The sequence below is a fragment of the Aromatoleum toluclasticum ATCC 700605 genome (genome assembly GCF_000378245.1).
In the GTDB taxonomy this organism is placed as follows: Bacteria; Pseudomonadota; Gammaproteobacteria; order Burkholderiales; family Rhodocyclaceae; genus Aromatoleum; species Aromatoleum toluclasticum.
Window position 1 is genome coordinate 72,774 of the sequence record NZ_KB899493.1, and the last position, 18,845, is coordinate 91,618.

The following is an 18,845-nucleotide window of genomic DNA, read 5'->3' on the forward strand; positions in this document are numbered from 1 at the left end:
TAGAGCCGCCGGCCTGAACGGCGGCTGAATGCTGCCTTCACCTTCCGTTCAGGCTCGGCCGGGCAAAGTACGTTCCGAAGCCGGCGCAAACGCCCCGGCGGATCGATTCCATAGACATTGTTCCACCTTCAGCGACAGGAGCAAACATGAGAAACCACTCCCTGCAGATGCTGTTGGGCGCCGCCGCCCTGATCGCCAGCGGATTCGCCAGCGCGGAGACGCCCGCCGACTTCCTCGCCCGCTACGAAACCGAGGCACGCCAATCGTCGCCGAGCTTCAGCGCATCGGCCGAGCGCGGCGAGAAATTTTTCACGAACACCCACGGTGGCGAATGGAGCTGTTCGACCTGCCATACGAAGAATCCCACCGTGCGCGGCAAGCACGCCAGCACCGGCAAGGCGATCGAGCCGATGGCGCCCGGAGCCAATCCGGAACGCTTCGCGAGCACGCGCTCGGTCGAGAAATGGTTTGGCCGCAACTGCAAGGACGTGCTGGGCCGCACCTGCACGCCCGGCGAAAAAGCCGACGTCGTCGCCTGGCTGATGATTTCCCCCCGCTGACCAGCAAGGAGCATGATGAAATGAACGCACGCCTTCCCGCCCGCGCCCTGCGCACCCTCGCTCTTGCCCTGGCCACCGGCGCCGCCGCCACGGCCATGGCCGACGATGAAAACAAGCGGATGAACATCGATCACCCGGTCTATCGCAGCGAATGCGGCAGCTGCCACATCGCCTTCCCGCCCGCCCTGCTGGGCGCCAATTCGTGGCGCGCGATGATGGCCGGCCTCGACAAGCACTTTGGCTCGGACGCCAGCCTCGATGCCGAGACGGCCGCCACAATAACGAAGTTCCTCGTGGCCAATGCGGGCCGCCGGGACACCACCGGCAGCGACGGCAACCCGCAGCTGCGCATCAGCGACACCCCCTGGTTCCGCAAGGAGCACCGCGACGGCCATGACGGCATCACACCGGGCGTCTTCCGCAGCGAAGCGGTCAAGAGCGCCGCCAACTGCGCCGCCTGCCACCGCGACGCGGGCCAGGGCGACTACAGCGAGCGCAATATCCGCATCCCCAAGAACGGAGCCCGATCATGAGCACCAGCCTCGCTTCCGCCCCCGCCGGCGGCCGCACGTCGCAGACCGCCGACGCTGCTGCCACGGTGCGCGTCTGGGACGTCCCGACGCGCGTCTTCCACTGGAGCCTCGCGCTATGTTTCGCCGGCGCGTGGCTCACGTCCGACTCCGAACGGCTGCGCGACCTGCACGTAATGCTCGGCTACACCTTCGCCGGCCTCATCGTGTTCCGCGTGCTGTGGGGACTCGTCGGCACGCGCTACGCGCGCTTCGCGAGCTTCCTCTTCTCGCCGCGTGAACTCTCGTCCTATTTGAAATCGCTCATCGCCCGCAAGCCCGAGCACCATCCGGGCCACAATCCCGCCGGCGCGATCGCGATCTTCGCGATGCTGGGCCTGGGCGCCCTGATCGTACTGAGCGGCTTCGCGGTCTATCAGGACATCGGCGGCGAATGGCTGGAGGAGCTCCACGAAGTGGTCGCCAGCACCATGCTCGCCGTCGTCTTCGTGCACATCGCCGGGGTCGTCGTCAGCAGCCTGATGCACCGCGAGAACCTCGTACGCGCGATGGTCACGGGCAGCAAGCTCGGCGCCCCGTCCGACGGCATCCGCCACACGCACCGGATCGTCGGCGCCGCACTCCTCGTCGCGGTCCTCGGCTTCTGGTGGGCCTACCAGAGCGGCGCGGCCGACGCATGGCTGCCGCAACCGGCCGCGGCTGCCGGCGAACGGTCAGACCGGCACCACGACGACTAGGCGGGCATCACTCCCGTCCCTGCGAGGCCGCCGCGGCGATCCTGCCGGGGCGGCCTTTTGCTGTCCCGCGGTCACCGATGGCCGGCAACAATCGCTCCCATATCGGGCGAAGCGCCGTTCCGTCCTTGCATTCGGCCAAATCCGCGGTTTATAGTCGTACGCATGAATTCCGCCCGCGACCACTTCCTCCCGTCGCTACGCCTTCTCCCGGCGGGCCTGCTGCTCGGCCCGCTGCTGCGCCCCGCGCGCTAAATATACCCATCCACCTCGTGTTGCCCGACTTCAGCCAGCGTCCCAGCGCAGGCCGATCGTCATATCCGGTTTTCCAACATCCCCGCAGGAGCCGACGATGAAAGATCAGTTGATCATTTTCGATACCACCTTGCGCGACGGCGAACAAAGCCCGGGCGCCTCGATGACGCAGGAAGAGAAGCTGCGCATCGCCCGCCAGCTCGAACGCATGCGCGTCGACGTGATCGAGGCGGGCTTCCCCGCGGCGTCGAACGGCGACTTCGAATCGGTCCGCGCGATTGCCGAGACGATCAAGGAATCAACGGTGTGCGCGCTGGCCCGCGCCAACGAGAACGACATCCGGCGCTCGGGCGAGGCGATCCGCCCGGCGGCCCGCGGCCGCATCCACACCTTCATCGCCACCAGCCCGATCCACATGGAGAAGAAGCTGCGCATGACGCCCGACCAGGTCGTCGAGCAGGCGGTGAAGGCGATCGGCTGGGCGAAGGAATACACGGACGACATCGAATTTTCGGCCGAGGACGCGGGCCGCTCGGAGATAGACTTCCTCGTGCGCATCTTCGCCGCAGTCATCGAGGCCGGCGCGAAGACGATCAACGTCCCCGACACGGTCGGCTACAACGTGCCGACGCAGTACGCGAACACCCTTCGTACCCTGATCGAGCGCGTACCCGGCTCGGACAAGGTGATCTGGTCGGTGCATTGCCACAACGACCTCGGCCTCGCGGTCGCCAACTCCCTGGCCGCAGTCCTGGCCGGCGCCCGTCAGGTCGAATGCACGATCAACGGCCTCGGCGAGCGCGCCGGCAACGCCGCGCTCGAGGAGATCGTCATGGCCGTGCGCACCCGCCAGGACGTCTTCCCCTGCGACACGCGCATCGACACGACGCAGATCGTGCCCGCCTCCAAGCTCGTCTCGGGCGTCACCGGCTTTCCGGTCCAGCCCAACAAGGCCATCGTCGGCGCGAACGCCTTCTCGCACGAGTCGGGCATCCACCAGGACGGCGTGCTCAAGCACCGCGAGACCTACGAGATCATGCGCGCCGAAGACGTGGGCTGGGGCGCCAACAAGCTCGTGCTCGGCAAGCACTCCGGCCGCAACGCCTTCCGCAGCCGCCTGCAGGAGATCGGCATCGTCGTCGCGTCCGAGGACCAGTTGAACCACGCCTTCGCGCGCTTCAAGGAGCTCGCCGACAAGAAGCACGAGATCTTCGACGAAGACCTCAACGCGCTGATGAGCGACGAGGGCGTCACGCCCGAACATGAGCACTTCCGCCTGCTCGCGTCGCGCTTCCACTCGGAAACCGGCGAGACGCCGCAGGCCGAGCTCACGATCGCCGTCGGCGGCAAGGAAACCCGTACCAGCGCCCAGGGATCGGGCCCGGTCGACGCGGCCTTCAAGGCCATCGAAGCGGTCGCGAAGAGCGGCACCGAACTGCTGCTGTACTCGGTGAACGCGATCACCACGGGGACCGACGCGCAAGGTGAAGTGACGGTGCGCCTGTCGCAGGACGGCAAGGTCGTGAACGGCCAGGGCGCAGATACGGACATCATCGTCGCCTCGGCGAAGGCCTACCTCAACGCGCTCAACAAGCTGCACGGCAAGTTCGAGAAACTGAACCCGCAGCTCTGACCGGATGCGAACCACGGGCAACCGGCCCGCGGTTCGCGCCGCACGGGACCCGATCGGCCCCGCGTCAGGTCAGGCCGGCGCGCTCGTCTGCCGCGAGGGCGCCGATACCCTCGCGTACCACACGGCACAGGCGAAGAGCAGCGCCGCCAGCACCGCTTCCGCGATCGCGAGCTTGCCACCGAGCCCGGGGTCCATCGCCCGCACGACGCCTTCGACCAGATACAGCAGCACCATCATGGTCAGCCACTGGTAGGTGTAACGCCGCCCCTTCAGCACCCCGAGGAAGGCGCCCATCAGCGGCAGCGCCTTCAGGATCATCCACGAGCCGCCCGGCCGCAGCGGCGCGAGCCACGCTTCCCACAGCACGCACAGCGCGATCAGCGCAACGAGCAGCACCGTCGCTGCAAGGTTCAGGGTGCGGGCGCTCATGCCCGCCCCGCCGCAAGCGTCAGCGCAATCTCGGCGAGCCGCCGCCCCTGCGCGATCGCGAGTTCGATCTCATCCGCACTCGGCGCGGGATTGCCATCCGCCCCGGCGACATGGCTCACGCCGTACGGCGTCCCGCCGGTGCGCGTGCGGTTGAGCGCCGGCTCCGTGTAGGGCAGTCCCATGATCAGCATGCCATGGTGCAGCAGCGGCATCATCATCGACAGCAGCGTCGATTCCTGCCCGCCGTGCTGGCTCGCGGTGGAGGTGAACACCGACGCCGGCTTGCCCGCCAGAGTGCCATTCACCCACGGCCCCGCGAGTCCGTCGAGAAAATACTTCATCGGCGCAGCCATGTTGCCGAAGCGCGTCGGGCTCCCGATCGCCAGGCCGACACATTCCTCGAGGTCGCGCACCTCGACGTAGGGGGGGCCCGACGCCGGAATGTCGTCCTCGACCGCCTCGCACACCGTCGACACTTTCGGCACCGTCCGCACCCGCGCGGCCACGCCCGGCACCTGATGGATCCCGAGTGTGATCTGCTCGGCAAGCGCCCGGACCGAGCCGCGGTGGCTGTAATAAAGTACGAGAATTTCTTTCATCTGAACGGTCTGGATCGAATTGCGGCATTATAGCCGCCCCTCCGGCATCGCCCTGACTCCCGCCATCGCATCCACCGCATGTCCGTCATGCCCCTGCATCCCGCACGCGACTTCCTGCGCCTCGTCGCCCAGCGCTTCGTTGCCACCCGCTGCCCGCAGGTCGCCGGCAGTCTCGCCTTCACGACGCTGCTCGCACTCGTGCCCCTCGTCACCGTCGTCATCGCGCTCTTCAGCAACTTCCCGGCATTCTCCGAGCTCGGCATTTCGCTGAAGACCTTCCTGCTGGAAAACCTGCTGCCCGACCGTGCCGGCAAGATCATCGCGACCTACGCCTTCCAGTTCTCGCAGAAGGCCGCCAAGCTCACGCTGATCGGCACCGGCGCGCTGGTCGTCACCGCGCTCATGCTGCTGATGACGATAGACCGCGTGTTCAACCAGATCTGGGGCGTGCGCCGCCCGCGCCCGCTGCTCACGCGCCTGACCGTGCACTGGTCGACCCTCACCCTGGGCCCGGTGGCGCTCGGCGCCAGCGCGCTGGCCACGGGCCACCTCGTCGCCAGCTCCGTCGCCCTGGCCGGCAAGGGCTCGTGGGTCGTCGAAGCATTCTCGGCGCTGGCGTCCGCAGCGCTGCTGTGCGTCGTGTTCACCTTCCTGTACTTCGCGGTGCCCAACCACAAGGTACGCCCGAGCCATGCGTTCGCCGGCGGCACCACTGCGGCGCTGGCCTTCCTCCTGATGCAGCAGCTCTTCGCCCTCTTCCTCGCGCGCATCCCGACCTACACGCTGATCTATGGCACCTTCGCGACGGTGCCGATCTTCCTGCTGTGGCTCTACCTGTCGTGGGTCGTGATCCTGCTCGGGGCGATCCTGTGCGCGTCGCTGCCCGGCTTCTTCGAGCGCACGCGCGTGCTCGCCCCCTTCGCCGGCGACCGCGCCTGGGCTGCGACCACGGTACTGACGACCCTCGCGCGCGCGCAGGCCGAGGGCCGCACCGTGGCATTCGAACCGCTCGTCGGCGCGGCTCGCCTCAATGGCAACGAAGGCGAAAGCCTGCTCGGCGAATTGTGCGAGGCCGGCTGGGTGGCACGCACCGACGAAGGCAACTGGCTGCTCAGCCGCGACGCCGCCAGCATCGGCCTCGCCGACGTGCTGTGCCGGCTCGCGCTGTCGCCGCCGGCATGGCGCAAGGCCGGACGCAACGAGCTGTCGCGCGATACGGCAGAACGCATCGAGAACGCACTGCGCGCCGCGGATATCTCGATCGCGGCACTGGCCGCGCAAGAAGCCTAGAACGGACCTGGATTGGAGCTAGATCGGGTAGGGGTCGATCTCGTACTGGAACAGTTCGACGTTCGCCGTCTGCATGTCGAGAGTCAGTACGCGTGCCTGCGCCACATAGAGGTGCTCACCTTCGTGCACCAGCACGAAGCGGCGCGATGCATAGGTTCCCGCCGGCGCCAGGATTGCCTGGCTGCGGCGCAACGCAGGCAGCGGCGGAAGAATGAGCGCGTGCGTCGTGGAACGCATCTCGCTACCGCGAAAGCCAATCGTCACCGGCGTGCAGGTCTGCGCCACCAGCTGCAGGCCGAGCTCGACCTCACCGGGGCTGTCGCTGCGGATCCAGCGCACGATGCACACCGCCCACGGATGCCCGGCATCCCGGCGCAGCGCAACCGCCATGCCGGCGCTCAGGCTACCCGTTACGCCCTCGACGGACATCAGCGCATACCCGCCGGGGCTCTCGTTGTACACCATCCATTCCGAGATGCGTTCCGTCGCGCCATCGGACCGCGCGGCCTCCCAGACCGCGCGCAGGCCGACACACACCTGAACCGAATACCGGTACGCACGGCGCGACTGACCGCGATTCGGCGGCAACGCCCACCGGTCGCGCATGCGTTGGAGCAGCGAGACCATCTCCACCGGCGTCAGCCCGACAGGCAATCCGGACGCATCCGGCTCGAGCAGCTCGCCGTCGCGCTCCAGCCCCACCGCTTCGGCCTCGGCGATGCGCTCCTTGAGCCGGTCGAGCGGCCCCGCGAGCGCACGCGACACGCCGAAGGCGGAAAAATGGACGAGCCCCTCCGCCACCGGCGCCGCGCTTCGGATCGTCGCAATCGGCGGCAGATCCTCCTCGGGATCGATCCAGAAGGACGAGGCAGCCGGCTGCAGGGCTTCCAGAGAAAGCGCCCCCTCGTCCGCAACGCCTTCGAGGTAATCGTTCGCCCACACCAGTTCGCGCGCCGTCAGACTTTCGGGCTGCAGCACCGCCAAGGCCAGCAGGCGCTTCATCGCTTGCAGGGCATCAGCGGCGGCCGTATCGGGCCGCGCCGATACCAGCGCGGCGAAGCCGCCCCCGGCTGCGACGATGCCGTATGCCGCAAGCCACAATCCGGGCGGCGTGACCGCACCGCCCATCGCGGCGACAACGAAGGCCTCATGCACCAGACCAAGCCCACGCGCCGTCATTGCCATCGGATCACCGCGGCGCACCGGACGCCAGCGCTCACCCGCCGCCGCCGCCAATTCGCCGAGTTTGCCCCCGACCTCGAGCAAGGCCTCGACAAGCTCGCCCGCGACCGCATGCAGTTCGTGCGAAAGCGGCAACGCCGCATTGAGAAGGCGCGGTTTCAGGCGCCCGCACACATCGAGGACCCGCGCCTCGAATTCGTCGACGCATTCCACGAGCTGAGCGCCGCCGCCGGCCGGATCGGGCAGCCCGCCCAGATACCCCCGCAGGGCATTCAGCTCGACGTGCGGATCGTCAGCCGGCTCGCTCGCCAGCCACACCAGCACGGGGGCCAACTGTTCGGAGACCGGATCGGATGCAGGCATCGGGGTAAAATTTCCGCTTGGAGACGTCTTCGCATTCTATTCAAGAATCACTCGCTTGAGCGGAATCCCGCAGCCCACGGGCCTTGCAGCACAATCGCCACACCCCGTTCCGCGACGAATCCCGATCCGCACTTGTCTCCCGCGGCCGCTTGCCTTACAATCGCCTGCTTTTCGCACCTACTCATCAGGACACCCCAATGGTCGTCATTCGCCTTGCCCGTGGTGGCGCCAAGAAGCGCCCGTTCTACAACATCGTTGCTGCCGATTCGCGCAATCGCCGCGACGGCCGTTTCATCGAGCGCGTTGGCTTCTACAACCCGATGGCAGCCGAGTCCGAAAAGGGTCTCGTGATCAACGCCGAACGTCTGGCCTACTGGAAGCAGAACGGTGCCCAGCTGTCGCCGACGGTCGAGCGTCTGGCCAAGCAGGCTGCGAAAGCCGCAGCCTGATCCTGCCTGAATCTTTGCAGTCATGATGGTACTGGGGCGCATTGTCGCCCCTTTTGGTGTCAAGGGCTGGGTCAAGGTACACCCCTTCGGGGACGACCCGCTCTCCTGGCGCGAAATGCCTCAGTGGTGGCTCGCCGACAAGGCGGAAGCCCCCGAAGAGGCGTGGCAGCCAATGAAACTCGCCGGCTTCCGCGAACACGGCGCGAGCCTCATCGCCTCGTTCGAAGGCGTGACGGACCGCAGCGGCGCGGAAGCGTTGCAGGGCCGCTACATCGCTGCGCCACGCGAGGCGATGCCCGGCACCGACGATGACGAATACTACTGGGGCGACCTGGTGGGCCTTTCGGTCGTAAACCAGTCGGGCGAATCGCTCGGCACGGTCGAAGCCCTGATGTCCACCGGCGCCCATGAGGTACTCCAGGTTCGCAACGGAGACGAGGAGCGGTTGATTCCGTTCGTCGCCGCCTACGTGCTGAACGTGGACCTGCCGACCCGGACGATCCGGGTCGACTGGCAAAGGGATTGGTGAAGACAGGGTGAGCGCACCAACCGCCGCAAGGCGCTTCGACGTGATCACCCTGTTTCCCGAGATGTTCGCGGCGCTGACCGCCAGCGGCATCACGCGGCGTGCGCTGGATCGCGGTCTCTATGACATCGCGTTCCACAGCCCGCGCGATTTCGTGGACGATCCGCACCGCACGGTCGACGACCGCCCCTACGGCGGCGGCCCCGGAATGGTGATGATGGCCGAGCCGCTGGAAAAGGCGATCAGCCAGGCGAAGGCGGCGCAGCAGGCGCTGCTCGGCGCCGCAGGACGCGTGATCTACCTGTCGCCGCAAGGCCGGCCGCTGGACCACGCGAAAGTGCTGGAACTGAAGGAACTACCCGCGCTGACGCTGCTGTGCGGACGCTACGAGGGCGTCGATCAGCGACTCATCGAGCGCTGCGTAGACGAGGAAATATCGCTCGGCGACTTCGTGCTGTCGGGCGGCGAACTGCCGGCAATGGTGCTGCTCGATGCGATCGTGCGCCAGCTGCCGGGCGCATTGAACGACGCCGTATCGGCGATCGAGGACTCGTTCGTGGACGGGCTGCTGGACTGCCCGCACTATACGCGACCCGAGATCTACGAAGGCGAGCCGGTGCCGGCGGTGCTGCTCTCCGGCAATCACGCCGCGATCCGTCGCTGGCGGTTGAAGCAGGCGCTGGGCACGACCTGGCGCCGGCGCCCCGACCTGCTGGAAGGGCGCAGACTGAACAAGGAAGAATTGTCACTGCTTGGTGAATTCAAGCAGGAGCAAGCAGGGGCGGAAGGCCAGGCCTGAAGCCCGAATACAAACCGCGCGCATCAGGCATGTCCTGCTCTGCCGCAAGGCCAAGTGCCATTGAATCGACAGGAGTCGCACAATGAACCTGATTCAGCTGCTCGAACAGGAAGAAATCGCCCGCCTGAACAAGACCATCCCCGAGTTCGCCCCCGGCGACACCGTGGTGGTGCAGGTGAAGGTCAAGGAAGGCACGCGCGAGCGTCTCCAGGCCTACGAAGGCGTGGTGATCGCCAAGCGCAACCGTGGCCTGAACTCCAACTTCATCGTGCGCAAGATCTCGTCGGGCGAAGGCGTGGAGCGTACGTTCCAGACCTACTCCCCGCTGGTCGACAGCATCGAAGTCAAGCGTCGCGGTGACGTGCGTCGCGCCAAGCTGTACTACCTGCGCGAGCGCTCGGGCAAGTCCGCACGTATCAAGGAAAAGCTCAACTACAAGGCCGCCGCGAAGAAGGACTGATCGCGCGATTCAGCCAGCAGCACATGAAACGGGCCCCGCGGGGCCCGTTTTTTTTATCCTCGACGATCGATACCGCAAAACCATGCACACAGCGCGGCACCGCGCACGCGGCTACTCCTTCTTCGCATCCTCATCGTCGTCGTCCGGAATCACGGCATCGACGCCGGCGCCGACAACCTTCGCGCCCACCTTGACCGTTGTCGCCACCACCGTCACCGCCGCATCGGCGACGGCCACCACCGCACATCCGCCCAGCATTGCTGCGCTCGCGACAGCGAGCAGCGCATTCCTCACGCTCATTTGCACCCGATCCCTCTCCGATAGCGGCCGCGCAAGCTTCGTCGCGCGGCAATTGCGCCCCCAAGGGCGACGTTCCGAGATTATCCCCGCAACGAATGCCGCGTGTTCACCGACTGGTATCCTGTACCCGCCCGAGCGTGCCAACGCGCGCGCCGAAGGTCCGGCCACGCACCTTGCCGCCCAGAAAAGAAAAAGCCCTGACGAATCAGGGCTTTATCTATTAGGCTGGCGGAGAGTGAGGGATTCGAACCCTCGATACGAGTTTTAGCCCGTATGCTCCCTTAGCAGGGGAGTGCCTTCGACCTCTCGGCCAACTCTCCAACCTTTCAGCCCGCCATCATAGCGAATGCAGGCCAGCTGGTCAAACTTAATTATGCAGCGACATCGAGACCGAAAGCCTTGTGCAGTACGCGCACGGCCAGCTCGAGGTACTTCTCCTCGATCGCGACCGAGATCTTGATTTCGGACGTCGAGATCATCTGGATGTTGATCCCCTCTTCCGCGAGCGTGCGGAACATCTGCGAGGCTACACCGGCGTGCGAACGCATGCCGACACCGACGATGGAGACCTTGGCCATGGTCCGGTCGGTCATGATCGAGCGGGCGCCGATGTGCTCCTTGACGGCTTCGAGCACCTTCACCGCTTTATCGAGTTCGCCGCGGGCGACGGTGAACGAGAAATCGGTCGTGCCGTCCTTGCTCACATTCTGGATGATCATGTCGACTTCGATGTTGGCATCGGCGACCGGCCCGAGGATCTGGTAGGCGATACCCGGCTTGTCGGGCACGCCGAGCACCGTGAGCTTGGCTTCGTCGCGGTTGAAGGCGATACCGGAGATGACGGGTTGTTCCATGTTCTGTTCTTCCTCGACAGTGATGAGCGTGCCCTCGCCTTCCTCCTGGAAGCTGGACAGGACGCGCAACTTGACCTTGTACTTGCCGGCGAATTCCACCGAGCGGATCTGCAGCACCTTGGAGCCGAGGCTGGCTAGCTCGAGCATTTCCTCGAAGGTGATGGTATCCAGCTTGCGCGCTTCCGGCACGACGCGCGGGTCAGTGGTGTAGACGCCGTCGACGTCGGTGTAGATCTGGCACTCGTCCGCCTTGAGTGCGGCCGCCAGCGCAACGCCGGTGGTATCCGAACCGCCGCGGCCGAGCGTGGTGATGGCGCCATGCTCGTCCACACCCTGGAATCCGGCCACGACGACGATGTTGCCTTCGTCGAGATCCTTCTTGATCGGTGCCTCGTCGATATTCAGGATGCGCGCCTTCGTATGCGCGCTGTCGGTGAGGATGCGCACCTGGCCGCCGGTGTAGCTCTTCGCCTTGACGCCGATGTCCTGCAGCGCCATGCACAGCAGGCCGATGGTGACCTGCTCGCCGGTCGACACGACGACGTCCAGTTCGCGCGGATCGGGAGTGGCTGCGACCTCCTTGGTGAGCGCGATCAGGCGGTTGGTTTCGCCGCTCATCGCGGACACCACCACCACCACCTGATGGCCGGCCGCCTGGAACTTCGCGACCTTGCGGGCGACGTTCTTGATGCGTTCCGGGTTGCCAACGGAGGTGCCGCCGTACTTCTGAACTATCAGTGCCATCGTCGTATCCAAATAGCCGTGGATAAAACCCGTGATTCTAGCGAAAGCCCGTGGACTTTGCAGATCGATGTCACTCTGGCCGTCACGCCCAACTTGGGCACTTATGGATTGCGGTTAACCCTAGGACTTTTGATTTTCCCGTTGTATTTGTCCGGAATAGTAATCTATACTTTGGTTACCATATGACTTAAGTCGTATGATCGCCTTCGGGCGCAGCTAATCCTCATAGCACAACCGACTTCACAGCAGAGGCCCAAGAGATGAAAAGCACTGACACCATTGATGTTCGCGAGATCCGCCGCAAGCTCGGCCTGAACCAGTCGCAGTTCTGGTCGAAGATTGGCGTTACCCAAAGTGGGGGCTCGCGATACGAGAGCGGCCGTAACATTCCGCGTCCCGTGCAGGCCCTGCTCCGCCTCGTTCACATCGAGCAGATCGACATCAACAAGGTCAAGAAGGAAGACGTCGAAGTTGCCGAGTTCCTGAAGTCGTCGAACCCGGAACTGTTCAAGACGCTGAAGAAGGAAGCCCGTGCGAAGCGCAAGGAGCGCACGTCGCGCTAACCCGGGCGGAGTACTACATGGCCATCAGGGGCTGACGCGAACCGTCAGCCCCGTTTTTTTTATGCGCCCGGCGATCGCCTCGAGTTCCGCCTCGGTGAGCGGCGACAGGCGCGGCGCCTCGGGCTGCATCGAGGGGCGCGCGATCCCGTAGAGCAGCACCCCGGCAAGACGTTCGACGCCGGCCTTTTCCAGTACCGCCAGATAGGCGGCGATGTCCGCTTCGGACGGCGCCTGTCCGTCCCAGCGGAACATGCAGGTCTGCACCCAGGTCGTGCAGCGCTCGGCGCTCGCCTGCAGGCGGCGCGCGACCGCATCGGGGTCGGGGCCCACGCCGTTGATGCGGCGCATGCCTGCCCGCGTACCCGAATCGAGCTTGAACCATACTTCCCCGCCCGCCTCGCCCAGGCGACGCACGCCTTCGCGCACGGCCGCCTGCCCCATCAGGCTGCCGTTGGTGATGAGGCGCAGGGGCACTTCGGTGCCGAACCCGAAGCGCGCCCGCAGGCGTATCGCAACCGCCATCGCATCGGCGAATTCGGCAGCGCTGGTCGGTTCGCCGTTGCCGGAAAAGGCGATGTCGCGGACCTGGCGCAGCCCCTCGGGCACATGCCGCTCGAGGTAGTCGCCGTTGACGAGCGCATCGAGGAAACCGGCGAGCTCGGCCTCGAGCTGCGCGAGGTCGATCGGGGGGGCGCTGCCGCGCACGAGATCGGGCACCTGGCAGTAGGCGCAATGCCAGTTGCACGCGTTATTGGGGTTGAGGTTGATGCCGACCGATACCCCGCCTGCACGGCGCGACAGCACCGGATAGACGTAGGTGAGGCCCGCGAGGTCGCGGTCGTGGTTGCGGATCGTGAGTTGCCGGTCGCTGGAAGCCATCGCTGAAGGTGCCGCGAATCGCGGTCAAAAAGGGCGGAAGGAGGCCCGAAAGGGGTCGATCGGGACGGGTGCTATAATCCGCGCCCTGCACTCCCGAGGTCAATCATGCGCATCACCCGCCGCCTGGAATTCGACGCAGGCCACCGGATTCCGGACCATGCCAGCCAGTGCCGCCATCTGCACGGCCACCGCTACGCGATCGAGATCACCTTGTCGGGAGGAATCATCGAGGCCGCCGGCCAGCCGGTCAATGGCATGGTGATGGACTTCGGCGAGGTGAAGACGATCGCCAAGGCGCATGTCGTGGACGTCTGGGACCACGCCTTCCTGGTGTTCCGCGGCGATGCGCAGGTCATGCAGTTCCTCGCCTCGATGCCGGGGCACAAGACGGTCGTACTCGATTGCGTGCCGACCGCCGAGAACCTCGCAAGCGAGGCCTTCCGCATCCTCGATCCGCGCTACCACGACAGCTACGGCAACCACCTGCGTCTCGAGCGCGTGCGCCTGTACGAAACGCCCAACTGCTGGGCCGACGCCGTGCGCGGCGACGCCGGCCTCTGACGCGGCCGCAGGAGATCAGTCGTCCGCCGCGGCCGCGGCGACCGCCTGCGTCAGCGCAGCTTCACTGTGCACGACGCGCACTTCCCGCTGCGGGTAGGGGATCTCGATGCCCTCGGCACGGAAGCGTTTCCACACTTCCAGATTGATGTGCGAGATCACGCCGAGCGTGCCCTCCTGCGGATCGGCGATCCATACCGCCAGGCGCAGGTCGATGCCGCTCTCGCCGAAGGCGACGACGAAGGCCTTGGGCGCCGGATCCGAAATCACTCGCTCGTGCGTTTTCGCGGCGTCGACGAGGATCTGCATCGCGCGCTCCAGATCGGTCGCATAGCTCACCTGGATGTTGATCGGCACGACGATGCGCGTGTCGCTGTATGTTTCGTTCTGCACGACGGAGCCGATCAGGGTCTCGTTCGGCACCAGCGATTCGATGCCGGTGGCCGCGCGCAAGACCGTGTAGCGGGTGTTGATCTGCGTGACGACGCCGCGCTCGGTGCCGACCGAGATCAGGTTGCCGATGCGCAGCGAGCGGTCGAGCAGGATGATGAAGCCCGACACGTAGTTCGCTGCGATCTTCTGCAGGCCGAAGCCGAGACCCACGCCCAGCGCGCCGCCGAACACCGACAACGTCGTCAGGTCGATGCCGACCATGGGCAGGGCAACGAGCACCGCCACGACCATCATCAACGCCTTGGCGACCCGCATCAGCACGAGGCGCATGCTGTCATCGAGGCCCGCGGCGGCGCTCAGCCGGCGCTCCAGCGCCCCCGCCGCCCACAATGCGATCAGCAGCGTGAACATCACCATGCCGGCGCCCTGCAGCAGCGTCCATAGCGAGAGCTTCTGACTGCCGACCTTGAAGGACACGCTCTCGAGCGCATCGATCACCTCCGGCAGCCAGCCGAGGATATGCAGCGCGACCACGGCCCACGCGAGCGATGCGAAGACGCGCTCGAAGTTGCCCAGCCAGCTCGAGCGGCCTATGCCCTGCCGCACCGTGAACACGACGAAGCGGATAGCAGCGAACGAGGTCAGCAGCGGCACCGTGAGATTGAGCAGGTTCACGCTCTGGTATTTGCCCAGCACCGCGCGCGCGGCAAACACGAAGGTCAGTGCGGCGAGCGGAAACAGCACGCGGCGCAGGCCGCTGCGGCCGAAGCGCTGGGCAGCGGTTTCGGGATCACCGCGACGTGCGACGCGCTCGAGCATCGCGCGTTCGATCAGCCACGCGAGCGCGAGGCAACCGAGCAGGGCGCCGAGCTGCCACAGGATGGAGGGACTCTGCAGGTCGCTCCAGGTGTCCGTGAGCATGGCGGCGAAACGAATCTCTTCTTTCACGTTCCGGGTTTCCAGGGGAGACGGGTGATGCGGGTGGCGTCGGCGCGGTGACGGCGCCAGTTGTCCAGGTAGATCCCGGTCAAGTTGCAGTTGTCGCGCAGCACGAGGAGGTTTTCGGCGTTGCGCTTGACGGCGGATTTGGTGAAGTTGAAGGAGCCGGTGACCAGCGCACAGGCCGGCCCTTCGGCGTCGGCGATCATGACCTTGTTGTGGGCGGCGGCATAGCGCGTTTCGAGCGATACCGGGATGCCGGCCTCCAGGAGATCGGGCAGCACGTTGCCCTTGCCGCGCTTGTTCATCTTCGCGTCGGCGAGCACTTCGACGCGCACCCCGCGCCGATGCGCGTTTATCAGCGCGCGGGCGATCGGCTGGCTCGTGAAGGCGTAGGCCTGCACATGCAGCGTCTTGCGCGCGTCATCGATGACGTCGATGAGCAGCGTCTCGGGGCGATCTGCCGGGGAAAACGCGACTTCGACCGAACCGCGCGCGGGCAGGCGCTGGCTTGCTGCGGCGCCTTGCGGCGCCATTGCAAGGAACGCGAGGGCGACCGCTGCGAGCAGCCGCCCCGATGCATCACGCCCCCGCATCCACGCGCTCCAGCACGGCGGCGAAGAAACCGTCGGTGTCATGCATGCGCGGCGTCAGGCGCAGGCGCTCGCCGGTGTCGAGCGCGATGCCCTGTTTGGCGAGCACTTCGGCCGCGCTCACCTGGCGGAACTCGGGATGCGCGGCGAGGAAGGCATCGACGATGCCGTCGTTCTCGTCGGCGAGCAGACTGCAGGTCGCATACACGAGCCGGCCGCCCGGCTTCACGAGGCGCGCGGCGGAGTCGAGGATGGCGCCCTGCTTGGCGACCATCTCGGCGACCGACTCGGGCGTCTGGCGCCACTTGAGGTCGGGGTTGCGGCGCAGGGTGCCGAGGCCGCTGCACGGCGCGTCGACCAGCACACGGTCGGCCTTGCCGGCGAGGCGCTTCACCTTGGCGTCGCGCTCGTGCGCGATCAGCACGGGATGAACGTTCGACAGGCCGGCGCGGGCGAAGCGCGGCTTGAGCTTGGCGAGACGCTTTTCGGACACGTCGAAGGCATACAGGCGCCCGGTCGAGCGCATCAGCGCGCCCAGTTGCAGCGTCTTGCCGCCGGCGCCGGCGCAGAAGTCGACGACCAGTTCGCCGCGCTTGGGCTGCACGAGGAAGCCGAGCAGCTGGCTGCCTTCGTCCTGCACCTCGAAGGAACCGTCGAGGAAGAGCGGGTGTTTCTGCAGCGCAGGCTTGGCGGCGAGGCGGATGCCCTGCGGCGAGTACGGACAGGGGGCGGCGCCAATGCCATTCACCTTGAACGCGTCGAGCACGGCCTCGCGGTCGCTCTTCAGCACATTCACGCGCAGGTCCAGCGGCGCGGCGCGGTTGAGGCTGTGCGCGAGTTCGAGCAGCGTGGCCTCGTCGTGCGTCGCGAGCAGGCGCTCGGCGAGCCAGTCGGGCATGTCGGCGCGCTCGGCGAGCGAGCCCTCGTCCAGCTCCTTGGCCTTGATGCCCGAGATCCAGTCGCGCTCGGTCGCCGACGCGAGGCCCTCGAAGTTGCGCATCGGCCAGCCTTCGCCGCGCGCGAGCCACGCCAGCAGCAGCGTGCGCGGGCGCGCGTCATCTCCAACGAGGCGATGCAGCCAGCGCAGGCGCCGCACGATGCCGTAGACGGCCTCGGCGATGAAGCCGCGGTCGCGATGGCCGATCTCGCGGTTCTCGCGGAAGTGCCGCGAAAGCACGACGTCGGCCGGATGTTCGAAGGTGAGCACCGCGCCAAGGACCTGGGCGGCGTGGATCAGCAGGCCGCGCGAGGCGGCCTCTTCATGTCTTGCCATATCTGTTCTTCAGTTTCCGATGGTTGGATGGGCGAAGGCATTGTCCTCCGCCCGCAATTCGATCATGTCTTCTTCCGCCCCCGCGCCGCCGGCTCCCCCCGCCACCGCGGGTTTCTCTCCGGCCGATCCGGGGGGCGACAGGCGCAGTTCGACGGCCTGCTGGTCGAGCACCTCGCCCTTGTCGTCGACGACGCGGATGCGCACCGGCAACATGCCGTAGTTGCGCGCGAGCCAGATGTCGATCGTCAGACTGCCGTTGCGCGCTTCGGCACGCACGCGCACGGTATCGAGCAACCCGATCGGCAGCGACTGTTTCTCGGGACCGACGACCTCGACCGTCGACGGGGTGGCCTCACGTCCGGTGATAACGTTCAGCTCGGTCGATCCGCTGACCGCGCCGACAATGCCGATCTGGTGCCACAGGCTCAGGATGTCCTGGTCGCCGGGGCGCAGGTCCGCGACGCGCTCCTTTTCGCCGCGCTTCATCGTCACCTTCCGCGCATTCCAGTCGAACTGGGCGCCCGCCGGTGTCTTGCGCGACTGCTCGACGCTGAAGCGCTCCGGCTTCAGGCCTTCGCGCCCGACGCTGCCCTCGCTGCTCTGGGCATAGTGGAAGGATCGGAACAGGCCGACGACGCCGGTCGTGCGCACCGCGACCGACATGCGATAGCGCTTGTCGTCATGCGACCACTCGTGCTGCGCCTCGCCGACGGCGAAACCGCTTTCGCCCAGATGCACGCGGAAGCGGATGCTGCCGCGCTCGGGCCAGCCGGCGATGTCGAAGCCCTTGAGGTCGGCGGCCGCGACGAGTTCCGGCGCGGCGTCGGCAACGGGTGCAGCGTCGGCGGCCTGGGGCACCTCCGCCGCAGGCTGCGCCTCGACTGCAGCGGGCGCCGCGATGGCGATCTGGCCGCCCTCTCCGGCCGCCGGCGCCGTCAGCGGGGCCGCGGGCGGGGCCTCGACCGCAGGTGCGGGACGAGGCTTCGGCCTGGGCCGCGGCTTGGGCTTTTCCGGCACGACGGGCGGAGGCGGAGGCAGCGCGACCGGGGCGAGCTCCACCACCGGCTGCGGTTCGGGAATCACCAGCGTCGCATGCAGGACCGGCGGCTCCGCGCCGCCGTGCACGGGCCAGCCCGGCAAGCTCAGCACGAGCGCGTGCGCGAGCACCGAAGCGCCCGCGGCGAGGATCAGGATTGTTGGCTGTCGCACGCTCCGGCCTCCGGGGTGCGATCCAGCGACGGGATCGTCCACCCGGCCTCATCGACCGCTTCGTCGCGCACGAGCACCTGGCCCTGCGCCGTGATCGTCAGCCGGTCCTCGACGAACCAGCGCACCGCCTGCGGGTAGATGCGATGTTCCTGCCTGAGCACGCGCGCCGACAGGCTGCCCTCGTCATCGCCGGGCAACACCGGCACGACCGCCTGGATCACGACCGGTCCGCAGTCGAGTTCGGGGGTCACGAAATGCACCGTCGCCCCATGCACGCGCACCCCCGCCTCGATCGCCCGCTGGTGCGTATGCAGGCCGGGGAAGGACGGCAGCAGCGAGGGGTGGATGTTCAGCAGGCGCCCGTCGTAGCGGCGTACGAAAGCGTCGGTCAGCACGCGCATGAAGCCCGCGAGCACGACGAGATCGGCGCCATGCGCGTCGATACTCTCGGCCAGGGCGGCGTCGAAGGCTTCGCGCGACGGGAAGGCCTTGTGGTCGACCACGGCGGTCGGGATGCCGTGCGCCGCGGCGAATTCGAGCCCCTTGGCGTCGGCGCGGTTGCTGATCACCGTGGCGATGCGCGCGCCGGCAATGCGCGCGTTCACGATGGCTTCCATGTTGCTGCCGCGACCGGAAATGAGGATGACGATGGACTTCATGAAGGTATTCTTGGTATTCGGTTCGGACGCGCGCTTGCGCATCAGGGGGAATCGGACAGGGAGCGGCCGGCC

22 protein-coding genes and 1 tRNA gene are annotated in these 18,845 nt (G+C 66.8%); 11 read left to right on the plus strand and 12 right to left on the minus strand.

From position 1 onward, the window contains the following. Positions 1-146 precede the first annotated feature (146 nt). The 4 genes from F464_RS0105865 to F464_RS0105885 all read left to right on the plus strand — a co-directional run bounded on the left by F464_RS0105865 (position 147) and on the right by F464_RS0105885 (position 3,712). A complete protein-coding gene (locus F464_RS0105865) occupies positions 147-560 on the plus strand; it encodes a DUF1924 domain-containing protein (protein WP_232428843.1) in 414 nt (137 codons plus the stop codon). Between the two features lie 20 nt (positions 561-580). Then, positions 581-1,093 (plus strand): diheme cytochrome c, encoded by a 513-nt coding sequence (locus F464_RS0105870; RefSeq protein WP_018988861.1) that lies wholly within the window; start codon positions 581-583, stop codon positions 1,091-1,093. After that, the gene (locus F464_RS0105875; protein WP_018988862.1) at positions 1,090-1,827 is read left to right on the plus strand and encodes a cytochrome b/b6 domain-containing protein; all 738 of its coding nucleotides are present in this window, start codon (positions 1,090-1,092) and stop codon (positions 1,825-1,827) included. The genes F464_RS0105870 and F464_RS0105875 overlap by 4 nt, the downstream gene beginning before the upstream one ends. A gap of 349 nt (positions 1,828-2,176) precedes the next feature. Beyond that, complete coding sequence (locus F464_RS0105885; protein WP_018988864.1) at positions 2,177-3,712, plus strand: 2-isopropylmalate synthase; 1,536 nt, start codon at positions 2,177-2,179, stop codon at positions 3,710-3,712. A gap of 69 nt (positions 3,713-3,781) precedes the next feature. Here F464_RS0105885 and F464_RS0105890 read toward each other — a convergent pair whose 3' ends face one another. Continuing rightward, positions 3,782-4,141, minus strand: coding sequence for a DUF2069 domain-containing protein (locus F464_RS0105890; RefSeq protein ID WP_018988865.1), 360 nt, complete (start codon positions 4,139-4,141; stop codon positions 3,782-3,784). After that, positions 4,138-4,740 (minus strand): NAD(P)H:quinone oxidoreductase, encoded by a 603-nt coding sequence (wrbA, locus tag F464_RS0105895; RefSeq protein WP_018988866.1) that lies wholly within the window; start codon positions 4,738-4,740, stop codon positions 4,138-4,140. Before wrbA ends, F464_RS0105890 begins: the two co-directional genes overlap by 4 nt. A gap of 78 nt (positions 4,741-4,818) precedes the next feature. Here wrbA and F464_RS0105900 point away from each other — a divergent pair, with 78 nt between their 5' ends. Continuing rightward, a complete protein-coding gene (locus tag F464_RS0105900; RefSeq protein WP_018988867.1) occupies positions 4,819-6,030 on the plus strand; it encodes a YihY family inner membrane protein in 1,212 nt (403 codons plus the stop codon). Positions 6,031-6,048: 18 nt separating this feature from the next. On the opposite strand, the gene F464_RS0105905 is transcribed toward F464_RS0105900, so the two are convergent. Further along, on the minus strand, positions 6,049-7,575 hold the full coding sequence (locus F464_RS0105905; protein WP_018988868.1) for a serine/threonine-protein kinase: 1,527 nt from the start codon (positions 7,573-7,575) through the stop codon (positions 6,049-6,051). Between the two features lie 197 nt (positions 7,576-7,772). Here F464_RS0105905 and rpsP point away from each other — a divergent pair, with 197 nt between their 5' ends. The 4 genes from rpsP to rplS all read left to right on the plus strand — a co-directional run bounded on the left by rpsP (position 7,773) and on the right by rplS (position 9,809). Continuing rightward, complete coding sequence (gene rpsP, locus F464_RS0105910) at positions 7,773-8,024, plus strand: 30S ribosomal protein S16 (protein ID WP_018988869.1); 252 nt, start codon at positions 7,773-7,775, stop codon at positions 8,022-8,024. A 22-nt stretch (positions 8,025-8,046) separates the two neighbouring features. Next, positions 8,047-8,553, plus strand: a complete 507-nt coding sequence (rimM, locus tag F464_RS0105915; protein ID WP_018988870.1) for a ribosome maturation factor RimM — start codon at positions 8,047-8,049, stop codon at positions 8,551-8,553. A gap of 7 nt (positions 8,554-8,560) precedes the next feature. Beyond that, positions 8,561-9,349, plus strand: coding sequence for a tRNA (guanosine(37)-N1)-methyltransferase TrmD (trmD, locus tag F464_RS0105920; RefSeq protein ID WP_018988871.1), 789 nt, complete (start codon positions 8,561-8,563; stop codon positions 9,347-9,349). Positions 9,350-9,431: 82 nt separating this feature from the next. Continuing rightward, positions 9,432-9,809, plus strand: coding sequence for a 50S ribosomal protein L19 (gene rplS / locus F464_RS0105925; protein WP_018988872.1), 378 nt, complete (start codon positions 9,432-9,434; stop codon positions 9,807-9,809). A 111-nt stretch (positions 9,810-9,920) separates the two neighbouring features. Here rplS and F464_RS0105930 read toward each other — a convergent pair whose 3' ends face one another. The 3 genes from F464_RS0105930 to F464_RS0105940 form a co-directional block, all read right to left on the minus strand. After that, a complete protein-coding gene (locus F464_RS0105930; protein ID WP_018988873.1) occupies positions 9,921-10,109 on the minus strand; it encodes an NF038104 family lipoprotein in 189 nt (62 codons plus the stop codon). A 226-nt stretch (positions 10,110-10,335) separates the two neighbouring features. Beyond that, positions 10,336-10,429 (minus strand) — tRNA-Ser (locus tag F464_RS0105935). Between the two features lie 51 nt (positions 10,430-10,480). Further along, positions 10,481-11,707 carry an aspartate kinase gene (locus F464_RS0105940; protein WP_018988874.1) on the minus strand — a complete coding sequence of 409 codons (1,227 nt, stop codon included), beginning with the start codon at positions 11,705-11,707 and terminating at the stop codon, positions 10,481-10,483. A gap of 260 nt (positions 11,708-11,967) precedes the next feature. On the opposite strand from F464_RS0105940, the gene F464_RS0105945 reads away from it, so the two are divergent. Next, entirely contained in the window at positions 11,968-12,270 is a 303-nt protein-coding gene (locus F464_RS0105945; RefSeq protein ID WP_018988875.1) for a helix-turn-helix domain-containing protein, read from the plus strand. Between the two features lie 24 nt (positions 12,271-12,294). On the opposite strand, the gene F464_RS0105950 is transcribed toward F464_RS0105945, so the two are convergent. Beyond that, the gene (locus F464_RS0105950) at positions 12,295-13,149 is read right to left on the minus strand and encodes a radical SAM protein (protein WP_018988876.1); all 855 of its coding nucleotides are present in this window, start codon (positions 13,147-13,149) and stop codon (positions 12,295-12,297) included. 105 nt (positions 13,150-13,254) lie between these two features. Between F464_RS0105950 and queD the strand changes: the two genes are divergently transcribed. Next, positions 13,255-13,710, plus strand: a complete 456-nt coding sequence (gene queD, locus F464_RS0105955) for a 6-carboxytetrahydropterin synthase QueD (protein WP_018988877.1) — start codon at positions 13,255-13,257, stop codon at positions 13,708-13,710. Between the two features lie 15 nt (positions 13,711-13,725). Here the strand turns inward: queD and F464_RS0105960 are convergent, their stop codons facing one another. Genes F464_RS0105960 through purN form a run of 5 tightly spaced genes read right to left on the minus strand, consistent with a single transcriptional unit; the run spans position 13,726 to position 18,773 of the window. Next, on the minus strand, positions 13,726-15,048 hold the full coding sequence (locus tag F464_RS0105960; protein WP_018988878.1) for a mechanosensitive ion channel family protein: 1,323 nt from the start codon (positions 15,046-15,048) through the stop codon (positions 13,726-13,728). After that, positions 15,045-15,635, minus strand: coding sequence for a phospholipase D family nuclease (locus F464_RS0105965; RefSeq protein ID WP_018988879.1), 591 nt, complete (start codon positions 15,633-15,635; stop codon positions 15,045-15,047). The genes F464_RS0105960 and F464_RS0105965 overlap by 4 nt, the downstream gene beginning before the upstream one ends. Next, a complete protein-coding gene (locus tag F464_RS0105970) occupies positions 15,622-16,905 on the minus strand; it encodes an RsmB/NOP family class I SAM-dependent RNA methyltransferase (protein ID WP_018988880.1) in 1,284 nt (427 codons plus the stop codon). Before F464_RS0105970 ends, F464_RS0105965 begins: the two co-directional genes overlap by 14 nt. A gap of 9 nt (positions 16,906-16,914) precedes the next feature. Beyond that, positions 16,915-18,114, minus strand: a complete 1,200-nt coding sequence (locus tag F464_RS0105975) for a DUF3108 domain-containing protein (RefSeq protein WP_018988881.1) — start codon at positions 18,112-18,114, stop codon at positions 16,915-16,917. Beyond that, positions 18,093-18,773 (minus strand): phosphoribosylglycinamide formyltransferase, encoded by a 681-nt coding sequence (purN, locus tag F464_RS0105980; protein ID WP_040394608.1) that lies wholly within the window; start codon positions 18,771-18,773, stop codon positions 18,093-18,095. The genes F464_RS0105975 and purN overlap by 22 nt, the downstream gene beginning before the upstream one ends. Positions 18,774-18,845: the final 72 nt, after the last annotated feature.